This window comes from Nocardia sp. Marseille-Q1738, assembly GCF_965283145.1.
The window spans coordinates 97,304-109,028 of the sequence record NZ_CBDIMS010000004.1; the positions used below are offsets into that span (position 1 = coordinate 97,304).

Here is an 11,725-nt window from a genome sequence, read left to right on the forward strand (position 1 = left end):
GCGATGGCGGCGGCTTGTCCGATATGACCAGGCCGAACACCGTGTCAGCGGACATGTCAGCTCGGTATCAGGCCGGTATCAGCCGGGCTGGCGACAGTGTTCCTGTGAATAATTCAGCAATTGCAGCTTCTGGGCTGCGGAAGGCGTACGGCGACAAGGTCGTCCTCGATGGCATTGATTTGAATATCGGTGCCGGTAAGATTTTTTCTCTGCTCGGTCCGAATGGGGCGGGTAAGACCACCACGGTGAACGTGCTGACCACCCTGTTGAAGGCCGATGGCGGCACGGCGCGCGTTGCCGGGCACGATATTGCGACCGAGACCAAGGCGGTGCGCGCGGCGATCGGTGTCACCGGTCAGTTCGCGGCGGTGGATGATCTGCTGACGGGAGAAGAGAACCTGCAGTTGATGGCGGATATACACCGTCTGCGGGGCGATAAGGGCAAGCGGGTGGTCACCGAGCTGCTGGAGCGGTTCGATCTGGTGGAGTCGGCGCGAAAGAGGGCGGCGACCTATTCCGGGGGTATGCGCCGGAAGCTGGATTTGGCGATGACGCTGGTCACCAAGCCGGACATCGTTTTCCTGGACGAACCGACAACGGGGCTGGATCCGCGTAGCCGTCGCACGATGTGGGAAATCGTGCGGGATCTGACGACCGATGGTGTGACGATCTTCCTCACCACCCAGTATCTCGAGGAAGCCGATCAGCTGGCCGACCGGATCGCGGTACTCGACCAGGGCCGCATCGTCGCCGAGGGCACGCCCGACGACCTCAAGCGCCGAGTGCCAGGCAGCCACATCCGGCTCCGGTTCTCCCACGTCATGGAACTGGATGCGGCGGCGCGGATCCTGCCCGGCTCCATCCGGGACGACGAGGCGCTGACCTTGCGGGTGCCGGGCGACGGCGGGACGAAATCCTTGCGCCACCTGCTGGATCGGCTCGCCGAATCCTCGCTCGAGGCCGAGCAGGTCACCGTCCATACCCCCGACCTCGATGATGTCTTCCTTTCCCTGACCGGTCGCGCGACCACGGAGGTCACCGCACAATGAGCACCATTTCCGCACCGCTGGCCGATTCGTCGATCATGCTGCGCCGCAACTTCAAGCACATCGCCCGGACTCCGGTCACGGTGTTCAACGCGGCCCTGATGCCGGTCGTGATGATGTTGATCTTCGTGTACGTATTCGGCAGCGCCTTCGATGTCGGCGGTGACTACATCGACTATGCGACACCGGGGATGATCCTGCTGGCCATCAGCTACGGGTTGTCGGGTACCGCGGTGGCAGTGAGCTCCGATATGTCGAAGGGCATCATCAACCGGTTCAAGGTCATGGATGTCTCCCGTGGCGCCGTACTGACCGGTCACGTCGTGGCCACCATACTGACCAATGCGGTAGCCATTGCGGCTGTTCTCGGTGTGGCCTTCGCACTGGGGTTCCGGCCGCCTGCAAGCGCACTCGACTGGCTCGGCGCGATCGGCATCGTGGCGGCGACATCCTTCGCGGCTTCCTGGCTCACGGTCGCGCTGGGAATGGCCGCGAAGACTCCGGAATCCGCGGGCATGGGCGTGGTACCGCTGATCATGCTGCCCTTCGTGAGCACCGCGATCGTGCCGGCCGACAAGATGGGACAGGGCGTCCGGCAGTTCGCGCAGTATCAGCCCTTCACGCCGATCATCGAAGCATTGCGCGGATTCCTCGCCGGCCACCCGTCCGGCGGCTACACGGCCGCCGCGCTCGCCTGGTGTGCCGGGTTCGCCCTCGTCGGGTACCTGTGGTCGCGTGCCACGTTCAACAAGCGAGCGTAGTCGCGACCAGTTCACGCCAACTCGCTCGAGCGCCCTCCCTCATCGCCTCGGTGAAGCGTGCTTCACCGAGGCGATGTCGTGCTGCCTGCTCGATCCTGGCCACATCCGGTCGGGAACGATCGGGCAGTCCGCGTACTCCCGCACTCGCCGCGAGCAGCCGCACGGCTTGCTCGTGTTGGTCTTCACGTAGCGCCAAATCCGCGATCCCTACGAGGACCTGGGCGATAAGGGGCGCGTATCCCGCGGCGCATGCCGCCCGGAAGGCCGCGGCGTGTTGTTCTCGGGCTTCGTCGAGACCGTCCGCGAGGTAGCCGAGCAGGTCGTGTGTCACCGCGCTGATGTACACGGGCTCCGCATCACTGCTCAGCATGGTTGTCGCGACGTCGATCTGCCGGTATGCCTGCTCGGTGTCGCCGCTCCAACGGGCCAGCTCCGCCTTGGCGACGGCGAGTTCGGCCAGTGCGTTCGGCCAGGCGGACCGATCCGCGTACCGCTGCGCCTCGGCCATGGCGGCCGCGCTCGCCTCCGCGTCACCCAGCAGCCAGTACAGCTGAGCCTGCCGCGCCCGCATCAGGAAAACGTCCTCGATCGCACCGACCTCGGTGACCACCGCGATCGCCTGGTCGAGGTGCTCGCACGCACCCGCGAAGTCGCCGCGCGTGGCGATTCGAATCGCCAGCTCGGTCAACGCGAACGAAATCCCCCAGCGCTCGCCGATGGCCCGGAACTCGGCGAGCGCCGTCTCGAGATACGCCTCCGCGTCCCGCCCCTCCAGCCCGAGCACGATCCGCATCTTGCCCAGCTGTAGCCGGGCCAGCGCACGCACCCAGGGATCGTCATCGGTGAGCAGCGGTTCGAACGCGGACAGCCTCGCGTCCGGCCCCTGCACCATGCGTTCCAGCGCGGCCACGAACCCCAGCAGCGGGTATCGGCCCTGACTGCGCCGGCTGAACTGGTATGCCTTGTGGATCCAATCCTCTACCTGGGCCTCGTCACTCGGCCCGGAGTTCATGAAATGCACGACCAGCCCGTACACCCTGGCCCGGGTCTCGTCGTCCACCTCGCCGGACATGTCGGCGGCCGCGGTGATCAGCTCCATGCCCTCGGCCTTGTGCCCGCTGAGCCACCAGTACCAGCCCGCGGCCGCCGCGAGACGCATCGCCCCGGCCGCGTCGCCGGCCGCGAGCGCGCCACGCATCGCGACAGCGATGTTGTCGTGCTCGACTTCGAGCGTGGCGAGCCACTCCAACTGCTCGGCGCGGCGCAGATGCGGCTCCGCGGTGTCGGCGAGTCCGGTGAAGTACGCGAGATGCGCCCGCCGCGCCGGATCCGATTCCCCCGCCTCCACGAGCCGGTCCAGGGCGTACTGCTTGATCGTGTCGAGCATCCGATAGCGCGGTCCGCTATCCCCCGCGGTGAGCAGCAGCGATTTCTCGGTCAGCGCGGTCAGCAGCTCGAGCACCTCCCACCGCTCGACCGCCACGTGCTTCCCGTCCCCGTGCACTGTGCTTTTCCCGCCCCCCTGCCCTTCGGGCCGCCCCCGTGGGCCCGTCCCTCGTGCCCGCGCAGACCTGCTCGGCCGCCTCCAGGCTCGCGCCGCCGGAGAACACCGCGAGCCTGCGCAGGACCATCCGTTCGGTGTCGGTGAGCAGCTCCCAGCTCCAGTCGACCACCGCTCGCAACGTCCGGTGCTGCGGGAGCGCGGTACGGCTGCCGCCGGTCAGCAGGCGGAACCGATCGTCGAGGCGGTTGGCGAGCTGATCGAGGGACATGGTGCGCAGTCTGGCCGCGGCCAGTTCGATCGCCAGAGGTATACCGTCGAGCGCCCGGCAGACGCGCGCCATGGTCGGCAGTGTGCGGGCATCGGCTGCGAGATCCTTGCGCACCGCACCGGCCCGGTCCCGCAACAGCTGAACGGCCGGGGAGGACTCGATCTCGCCGGGGTCCGCGTCCTCTGTGGGCAACGCCAGCGGCTCGACCTGCCATAACGCCTCACCCGTGATGCCGAGCGGTTCCCTGCTCGTCGCAAGGATCCGCAGCCGCTGGCACTCCCCGAGCACCCGGTGGGCGAACGCCGCCGCGGACTCGATCACGTGCTCACAGTTGTCCAGGATCAACAGCGTTTCGCGCTCGCGGATCGCCGCGATGAGCCGGTCCATCGGTTCGGCGTTCGGTGCACCGCCGAGCAGCGCATCCCGGAGCCCGAGGGCGGCGAGCGCCGATTGTGACACGTCACCACTCGCGCCGACGGACGCCAGTTCCACCAGCCAGGGCCCGTCCGGTAGGTCATCGAGCAGCGTCCGCGCGGTTTCCAGGGCCAGCCTGGTCTTCCCTGAGCCACCGGGCCCGGTCAAGGTGGTCAGCCGATGGTCAGAGATGAGTTCGCGCACGGCGGCGACGTCGGCGTGTTTGCCGACGAATCTGGTCAACTCGGCTCGCAGGTTCGTCTTGCGGTCGTTTCCCTCCGCTCCCACTTCGCCGCGCAGCAGCGCAACATGCAGTGCGGATAGCTCTGGTGATGGATCCACGCCCAGCGTGTCGGCCAGTGCCTCCCGGGCACGTTGGTACGCGATCAGTGCCTCGGCACCACGACCCGCGGCGCCGAGCGCACGCATCAGCGCGGCGACGAGCCGTTCCCGCACCGGATGCCGGGCCACCAGCTCGGTCAGCTCGGTGACCAGCCCCGTGCCCCGGCCGAGGCGGATCTCCGCTTCGTACCGATCCTCCATGGCGGCGAGGCGCAGCCCATCGAGCCGGGTGACTGCCGCGTCGAAAGCTGCGCTGTCCTGCATACCGACGTCCTGCATCGGCGCACCGCGCCACAAATCGAGGGCTTCGCGCAGCAGCTGGGCCTGTTGCGCGTCGTCACGGCCGCGGGCCTGGTCGAGAAGCTGTTCGAATCGCACGGCGTCGACTGCGCGGGGTTCCACCGTCAGCCGGTATCCGCCAGCCTGCCCGTCCAGCGACCCGTCCGGCAGCACCCTCCGCAGCCGGGAGACCAGTGCCTGCAAGGCGTTCGCCGCGTCGGAGGGTGGCTGCTCACCCCAAATCCAGTCGACCAGCGTCGTTTTCGGGACTACGCGACCGGGTTCGAGCGCAAGGGCGATCAACAGCGCCCGTAACCGGGTACCCGGTACCTCGATCAATCCGCCGTCATCTAGTCGGATCTCGAGCGGTCCAAGCATCCCGATCTGCACCCGGACTATTCTGCCGTGCACAATCGGCGGTCAGCGGGCCGCCCACCGCTCGGATGACAACCGCTCCGATCGCGGCGACCACCAGCGACCATCACAGCCCCGGAAGAGTAGACGCCGCGGGGCGGCCAACGATTACAGACCGGTGTCTGTTCGTCACCCTTGTCCGCTGTGACCAGGCCGAACATCGTGTCAGTTGGTGTGTCAGCTCGGCGTCAGGTCGGTATCAGCCGGGCTGGCGACAGTATTCCTGTGAACAGCACAGCAATTGCAGCTTCTGGGCACACCAACCAATTCACGCTGAAGGAGACAGCCATGCCCACATTCAAGACACCGGAACCGATTGCCGTCACCGTCGACGTGCTCTCCGGTAGCGTCACGGTGATCGCCTCCGACCGGACCGACACGGTCGTCGAGGTCCGGCCGGCCGATCAGTCCAAAAAGGGTGACGTGCGCGCCGCCGAGCAAACCCAGGTCGATTTCGTCGCCGGGACCTTGACGGTGAAAGCGCTGAAGGACTGGCGGACGTACGCCCCGTTCGGCGGCAACCCGTCGATCGACGTGATCATCGAGGTGCCCACCGGCTCCCGGCTGAAGGGCACCGCCGGTGTGGGCCGATTGCTGGGCGCCGGCGAACTCGGCGAGTGCGACCTGGAGATATCGGCTGGCGACATCGCCGTCGAGCGCCCGCGCGGTTCGGTGACCGCGAAAACCGCCAAAGGCAACATCCGCATCGACGAAGCATCGCGGGGCGTGCTGCGGCTGGAAACGTCCATGGGCGAGCTGGAGGTAGGTATCCGCCCGGGCAGCGCGGCGCGGCTGGAAGTCAACGCTCAGTACGGCACCGTGCAGAACGAGATCCAACCGGTCGACCGGCCGCAGGACAACGGCGACACCGTGCAGGTGTACGCGCGCAACTCCTACGGCAACATCATCATCCGGCACGCCACCGCCGCCTGACGCGCCCAGATCCGCCAACGCAACAGCACCAGCGGCGGCACCCCGGGCCTATCCACGCACACCCGGCCGCACGACGCCACGTCAGCGTCGTGCACCGGGGGTGTGGTCGGCACCCGGCCCAGTGACTGATCGGCCGCGGTGAGACAGCCACCGAGCGGCGGTCGCACCCGCAGCTGCGGACCGATGTCTGTTCGTCCTCCCTTGTCTGACCAGGCCGAACGCCGTGTCGGTGGACGTGTCAGCTCGGTATCAGGTCGGTGTCAGCCGGGCTGGCGACAGTGTTCCTGTGAATAGTTCAGCAATTGCAGCTTCTGGGCTGTGGAAGGTCTACGGGGACAAGACGATCCCCGATGGCATCGAGCTGCGCACCGACGGGCTCATCTACGGCGTGCGCCCCCTCCTGTTCACCTGGGCGGAGGGGTAACTGATGGAACTCAGGGTGGACCGGGAGCGCTGCGTCAGCGCCGGCATGTGCGTACTGACCGCCCCCGGAGTGTTCGACCAGGACACCGAGGACGGCCGGGTCGTGGCGCTGGACCCCACACCCGCGCCCGAGCGGGAGCCAGCCGTCCGCGAGGCCGCCCAGGTGTGCCCGTCCGGCGCGATCGCCATCGTCCAACAACCACTACGAAAGGAAATCCGATGAGTGAAACGGTTCCCATCCCGCACGGCCTCCCCATGGAGCGCGATGCGGGCCCCTTCGACCCGCCCCGCCAGATCACCCGGCTGCGCGAGGCCCGCCCGGTCAGTCCCATGATCTTCCCCGATGGTCACGAGGGCTGGCTCGTCACCGGCTACGACGCGGTCCGCCAGCTCATGGCCGACACACGGTTCAGCTCCCGCCAGGACATCGGCGTTGTCCACGTGCCGTACGAGACCCCCGGCATGCCCGTCGCCACCGAGCCGTCCCCGCAGATTCCGGGCTTGTTCATCGCCATGGACCCGCCGGACCACACCCGGCTGCGGCGCAAGCTCACCGGCGCCTTCACCGTCAGGCGCATGAAGCAACTCGAACAACACATCATCGACATCACCGAGCGGCAACTGGACGAGATGGCGCGGCTGACCCCGCCGGTCGACCTGGTCAAGGCGTTCGCGCTGCCGGTGCCCTCGCTGGTGATCTGCGAACTGCTCGGTGTCCCCTACGCCGACCGGGAGAACTTCCAGGTCAACTCCGCCAAGTTCCTGGTCAAGGACCAGCCGCTCGACGAGAAGATGGCCGCGTACGGCGCAATGACCACATATCTCGCCGAACTGGTCACGCGCAAACGCGCCGAACCCGGCGACGACATACTGTCCGACCTGGCCCGCCACGACGACCTCAGCATCGAGGAGCTGACCGGCATCGCCTTCCTTCTGCTGCTCGCAGGCCACGAGACCACCGCCAACATGCTGGCACTGGGCACCTTCGCGCTCCTGGAGCACCCCGAGCAGCTGGCGGAACTGCGCGCCGACCCGGATCTGGTCCCCGATGCCGTCGAGGAACTCATGCGCTACCTGTCCGTTGCCGACATCTTCTATCGCTACGCCACCGACGACATCGAACTCGGCGGCGAAACAATCCGCAAGGGATCGACCGTCGTTGTCTCGTTGCTCGCCGCCAACCACGACCCTCAGCGCTTCGACAACCCCGACACCCTGGACATCCACCGCAAAGCCCGCGGTCACCTGTCCTTCGGCCACGGCGTCCACCAATGCCTCGGCCAGCAACTGGCCCGCATCGAGATGCGCGCCGGTTTCGCCGGACTGGTGCGGCGCTTCCCGGCCCTCGAGCTCGCCATCCCCGCCGGCGAGGTGAAACTCAGGACCGACATGAATATCTACGGCGTCCACGAACTGCCGGTCACTTGGACGGAAACGGCCCGGTAAACCATCGGCCGAGCGCGTGTGGAAACGCGCCTCCAGGGCCCTTGCGGACAATTCCGGTGCGTGGCGAAGCCCAACGCAGTTCCGCAGGACATGCCCAGCGGATACCGGAAAAGCCTCAGGGCGGGGGTCTGGCGAATCCCCGCCCTGAGGGCCTGTGCAGGCAGGCTTCACCGCACAGTTCGGCTGCGCGAGTTACCGCGCGTCGGTCGCAGTCAGCACGCGATCGCCGGCGGCGGGGTCCAGCCGCGCGCCGACCTGCGGGTAGGTCGGATATTCGATGCCCGAGATGTACTGCACCGTCCGCACCACCTGGCACGAGTAGCCGAATTCGTTGTCGTACCAGACATACAGAATCGCGGTGTCATCCTCGACGATCGTGGCATTGGCATCGATGATCGACGCTGCGCGCGATCCGATGAAATCGCTGGAAACCACGTCCGTGGCGGCGGTGTAATCGAGGTTCCGGCTCAACGGCCCGGCGAGTGAAACCTGACGCAGGTACGTGAGCACTTCGCTCTTCGTCGTCTTCCGCTCGAGCTGCAGGTTCAGAATCGCGACCGATACGTCAGGGGTGGGAACACGAATCGAGTTGCCGGTGATCTTGGCCTTGAAATCCGGCATCGCCTTCGCGACCGCGGACGCGGCACCGGTCTCGGTGAGCACGAGATTGAACGGCGCGGACCGACCGCGACGGTCCGCTTTGTGATAGTTGTCCAGTAGGTTCTGGTCGTTGGTGAACGAGTGAACCGTCTCCACGTGCCCGCGGACGATGCCGTATTCGTCATCCATGGCCTTGAGCGGCGGGACAATCGCGTTGGTCGTGCATGAGGCGCACGAGAAGATCTGCTGCGACAGGTCAAGGGTGCGGTGGTTGACGCCGTGCACGATATTCGGAATGTCGCCCTTACCGGGCGCGGTGAGAACGACCTTCGCGATGCCGGGGCGCAGATGCTGCGACAGCCCGTCACGATCACGCCACCTACCGGTGTTGTCGATCAGGATCGCGTCCTTTATCCCGTACGCGGTGTAGTCGATCGTCGTCGGATCATCGCTGTAGATGAACTTGATCACGTTTCCGTTCGCGGTGATCGTGTCATTGCCGGTATCGACCTTGATCGTGCCGTTGAAGTGGCCGTGCACCGAATCCCTGCGAAGCAACGACGCGCGCTTCGCCAGATCGTCGTCGCCTCCTTTGCGCACCACCACGGCACGCAGGTTCAACCCGTTGCCGGATCCGGCCTTCTCGATGAGCAGGCGAGTGACCAGACGACCGATGCGGCCGAAGCCATAGAGGACGACATCCCTGGGGCCGGGTGACTGAGCCTTGTTGCCGTTGGTCACCTCGGCCAGCACCGCTGCGGTGAACTCGCGGATCGAGAGTCCGCGATCGTCGGCGCGATAGGTCATGACCAGCTGACCGAGATCGATCTTGCAGGGCCCCAGATCCAGCTCGCTGAGTACTTGCAGGAAGGGAAGGGTCTCGTCCACCGACAACTCTTCGCCCTCGATCTGCCTCGCGAAGCGATGCGTCCGCAGGATGCTGATCACCGACTTGTTCACCAGCGACCGGCTGTGCAGCAGGATGGTCACGCCTTTCCCCCGATACAACGTGCCGATGATGGGGATCATCGCCTCAGCGGCGGCTTCCTGGGCGTTCCAGCGGTCAAGTTGTTCGGTAGTCAACGCAGGTCCTCGGATTTCCTCGATTTTTTCGCCGTATCGATGCTAGTGAGGGCCGCGATATCACCGAGGCCGGATACCCACTCGTGAGATCGCCAGGTGGCGACGCCGATCGAGCACCATCAGCAACCAAGCGGTTACGCGAAGAGCCAGCGATATCAAGGGATCTCGTTCGAGGTCCACTCGTCAGCGAGTCACTTGTTGCCGATAAGGTCCGGTTGTGACAAACAAGCGAATCAATGGACCCATCCTGCTGGCCGCGTCCGCCGCGCTTATGGCGTTCGGCACAGTCACGGCGCCGGCGAGCGCGCAAACACCGCTGCGGGCTCCCGAGGTCACCTTCGCAGGCACCGCGCCGGGAACCGTGACCGCGACCGTGCACAACCCTAACGGCACCGGCCGGTGCTGGGCGGAAGCCGGTGTCGGCCCCGAGAACAATCACCGCTTCTTCGGCAACGGCGCCCCGGAGTCGCTGGCCGGCCCCGGCCAGACCGTGACCACAACGCTGGAAGGGCTCGAACCGGACACAACCATCAGCGCCCGGGGCGGCTGTTTCGACGACACCCCCACCGGCGGGATGCCGTTCACCGAGCCGGTGACGGTTACCGTCCCCTGATATGCACCCGCGGCGGCCGACACCGTCGCGGCCTGGTTCGGCCGAGCCCCGCGTGGATCGGCCGAACCCCAGCGAGGGTAAGGGTGATCACACGGCCGAGTCACTCTGGCTCTTCCCAGGATCTATTCGGTTCGTCCGAGGAAGCCAGTGCGAAACTGTTCTTGGAAGAACCCACAAATGAACTGTGCCCATTCCTGCGGGGATGCGAGGGGGAAGGGCAGCCGTGGGGTGGATCGGCGGAAGTAGTCGCTGTCTTCGGTGAGATCCCGCATCCTGGGCAGTTGGATCGTGTGCTGTAGCGACTCGCCGGTGTCGAGCCGCTCAAATCCGACGACCGCCGCCGATCCATCCAGTTGCATCGACAGCAGGCGAAATCGGTTGTCCACAGCGGCTTTCACACGGAGTTGGTCCAACAACGCCTGCGCGGCTGGACGAACCTCGTCAGGTCCTTCACCGCTCAATTCGACTGGCCAGTGCGGAGGTTCATCCCCGGCGCGCACCGCGACATACTCCGTGGCGATCTCGCCGTTGGCGGACAGCGCCAGTGGCCGCACGGCGATGTCGCCGGACCCGTTGGTTGCGCCGCTGAAGAAGAAATCGGGCGGCACCGGGATCGGCTGCTGTTCACGATCGACCAGGACGAGGAAACCTTGCCGCCATTGGTGGTCGCCGGCACTCGCGCGGAGGGCATACGTGTACTCCGACCACTCCGCCCCGAGAACAGCTCGCGCCCACCCCTCTGATTCCGTGTCGGGCAACTCGACTGCCGAGCCGTCAGTCTCCAGGCCCCAGACATACACCATCACACCCAGAATTGGGGTCTCGGTGCTGAAGGTGCCCAAACCGTGCACCTCGACGTAGACGATCGATGTCGTGACCTCGACACCCGGCAGGGTCACCGCAGGACCTGACAACGGGCGCTCGGGTGCTAGCGCCGCCTCCTGCGGTCCCCAGCCACCGGCTCGCGTGACGGCATGGTCGAGTGCCCGTTGAGCGGCCAGCACTTGCGGGTAGCGCCGCTCGATCTCGACAAGCACGTCTTCGACCATCACGTCATCCTCCTCACCAAGCACACCACTCGGACCAATGGTCACCGACCTGTCAGCGCGTGGCTGGGCGCAAGGCTTTGTTCACCCAGTCCTCACACCGCAGTCTCGTCGTGTCGCCGTAGTCGCAGTAGACGGTGAGCAACCCGACTGGGTTGCCGGCGGGCATATCGAAATACGTCTCTGCGTCCTTGCTCGAGGATGCGCCCACGACCTTCTGCTGCTTGCGCGGTGTGCAGTCGCGGCCATCGTTCTGGCAGACAGGCGCGGGACTGTCCGACGTCGACGCGCTCGGCGAAGTGGTCGGCCCGGACGGAGCCTGGGGCGGCTGCGCCTGCGCGAGAACACCGACTCCCACAACAACACTGACAACCGCTACCGCCGCCACACACGTCAGCCCGCCGCCTCGACGGAGTCCGTTCACCAGTAGCTGCTTCGAGTGAACCAACAAAAGCCCTCCCCTATCGCCATGAACATCGACATGCAAGCCCCCCTCGGTCACCGCAGATGACGAGATTTCGGACTCCGACCAAGCGTTAGCCCCGAAAACAGC

Annotated in this window: 11 protein-coding genes; 7 read left to right on the plus strand and 4 right to left on the minus strand. The window is 66.1% G+C overall.

Annotated elements, in window-relative coordinates:
- The first annotated feature begins 104 nt into the window (after positions 1 to 104).
- A complete protein-coding gene (locus ACWPXK_RS17210; RefSeq protein ID WP_454197564.1) occupies positions 105 to 1,049 on the plus strand; it encodes an ATP-binding cassette domain-containing protein in 945 nt (314 codons plus the stop codon).
- The gene (locus ACWPXK_RS17215; RefSeq protein ID WP_454197145.1) at positions 1,046 to 1,807 is read left to right on the plus strand and encodes an ABC transporter permease; all 762 of its coding nucleotides are present in this window, start codon (positions 1,046 to 1,048) and stop codon (positions 1,805 to 1,807) included. The genes ACWPXK_RS17210 and ACWPXK_RS17215 overlap by 4 nt, the downstream gene beginning before the upstream one ends.
- On the opposite strand, the gene ACWPXK_RS17220 is transcribed toward ACWPXK_RS17215, so the two are convergent.
- Both ACWPXK_RS17220 and ACWPXK_RS17225 read right to left on the minus strand, forming a co-directional pair.
- Positions 1,791 to 3,290 (minus strand): hypothetical protein, encoded by a 1,500-nt coding sequence (locus ACWPXK_RS17220; protein WP_454197146.1) that lies wholly within the window; start codon positions 3,288 to 3,290, stop codon positions 1,791 to 1,793. The two genes, ACWPXK_RS17215 and ACWPXK_RS17220, sit on opposite strands and share 17 nt — an antisense overlap.
- Positions 3,211 to 5,004: a BTAD domain-containing putative transcriptional regulator gene (locus tag ACWPXK_RS17225; RefSeq protein WP_454197147.1), complete on the minus strand. Its 1,794-nt coding sequence runs from the start codon at positions 5,002 to 5,004 to the stop codon at positions 3,211 to 3,213. Before ACWPXK_RS17225 ends, ACWPXK_RS17220 begins: the two co-directional genes overlap by 80 nt.
- A 312-nt stretch (positions 5,005 to 5,316) precedes the next feature.
- Here ACWPXK_RS17225 and ACWPXK_RS17230 point away from each other — a divergent pair, with 312 nt between their 5' ends.
- From ACWPXK_RS17230 to ACWPXK_RS17245, 4 genes are all read left to right on the plus strand, one after another.
- Positions 5,317 to 5,961: a hypothetical protein gene (locus ACWPXK_RS17230; protein ID WP_454197148.1), complete on the plus strand. Its 645-nt coding sequence runs from the start codon at positions 5,317 to 5,319 to the stop codon at positions 5,959 to 5,961.
- A 286-nt stretch (positions 5,962 to 6,247) separates the two neighbouring features.
- Positions 6,248 to 6,385, plus strand: coding sequence for a hypothetical protein (locus ACWPXK_RS17235; RefSeq protein WP_454197149.1), 138 nt, complete (start codon positions 6,248 to 6,250; stop codon positions 6,383 to 6,385).
- A 3-nt stretch (positions 6,386 to 6,388) separates the two neighbouring features.
- On the plus strand, positions 6,389 to 6,607 hold the full coding sequence (locus ACWPXK_RS17240) for a ferredoxin (protein WP_454197150.1): 219 nt from the start codon (positions 6,389 to 6,391) through the stop codon (positions 6,605 to 6,607).
- Positions 6,604 to 7,830: a cytochrome P450 gene (locus tag ACWPXK_RS17245; protein ID WP_454197151.1), complete on the plus strand. Its 1,227-nt coding sequence runs from the start codon at positions 6,604 to 6,606 to the stop codon at positions 7,828 to 7,830. Before ACWPXK_RS17240 ends, ACWPXK_RS17245 begins: the two co-directional genes overlap by 4 nt.
- Before the next feature lie 192 nt (positions 7,831 to 8,022).
- On the opposite strand, the gene ACWPXK_RS17250 is transcribed toward ACWPXK_RS17245, so the two are convergent.
- Positions 8,023 to 9,513 (minus strand): glyceraldehyde-3-phosphate dehydrogenase, encoded by a 1,491-nt coding sequence (locus tag ACWPXK_RS17250; RefSeq protein WP_454197152.1) that lies wholly within the window; start codon positions 9,511 to 9,513, stop codon positions 8,023 to 8,025.
- 217 nt (positions 9,514 to 9,730) lie between these two features.
- Between ACWPXK_RS17250 and ACWPXK_RS17255 the strand changes: the two genes are divergently transcribed.
- Positions 9,731 to 10,126 (plus strand): hypothetical protein, encoded by a 396-nt coding sequence (locus ACWPXK_RS17255; RefSeq protein ID WP_454197153.1) that lies wholly within the window; start codon positions 9,731 to 9,733, stop codon positions 10,124 to 10,126.
- A gap of 122 nt (positions 10,127 to 10,248) precedes the next feature.
- On the opposite strand, the gene ACWPXK_RS17260 is transcribed toward ACWPXK_RS17255, so the two are convergent.
- Positions 10,249 to 11,178, minus strand: coding sequence for a hypothetical protein (locus ACWPXK_RS17260; RefSeq protein ID WP_454197154.1), 930 nt, complete (start codon positions 11,176 to 11,178; stop codon positions 10,249 to 10,251).
- Positions 11,179 to 11,725: the final 547 nt, after the last annotated feature.

Excerpts from the sequence above, each read along its gene's own strand:
- ACWPXK_RS17215 (WP_454197145.1), top strand. The coding sequence starts at position 1,046 with ATGAGCACCATTTCCGCACCGCTGGCCGATTCGTCGATCATGCTGCGC.
- ACWPXK_RS17240 (WP_454197150.1), top strand. The coding sequence starts at position 6,389 with ATGGAACTCAGGGTGGACCGGGAGCGCTGCGTCAGCGCCGGCATGTGC.
- ACWPXK_RS17230 (WP_454197148.1), top strand. The coding sequence starts at position 5,317 with ATGCCCACATTCAAGACACCGGAACCGATTGCCGTCACCGTCGACGTG.
- ACWPXK_RS17245 (WP_454197151.1), top strand. The coding sequence starts at position 6,604 with ATGAGTGAAACGGTTCCCATCCCGCACGGCCTCCCCATGGAGCGCGAT.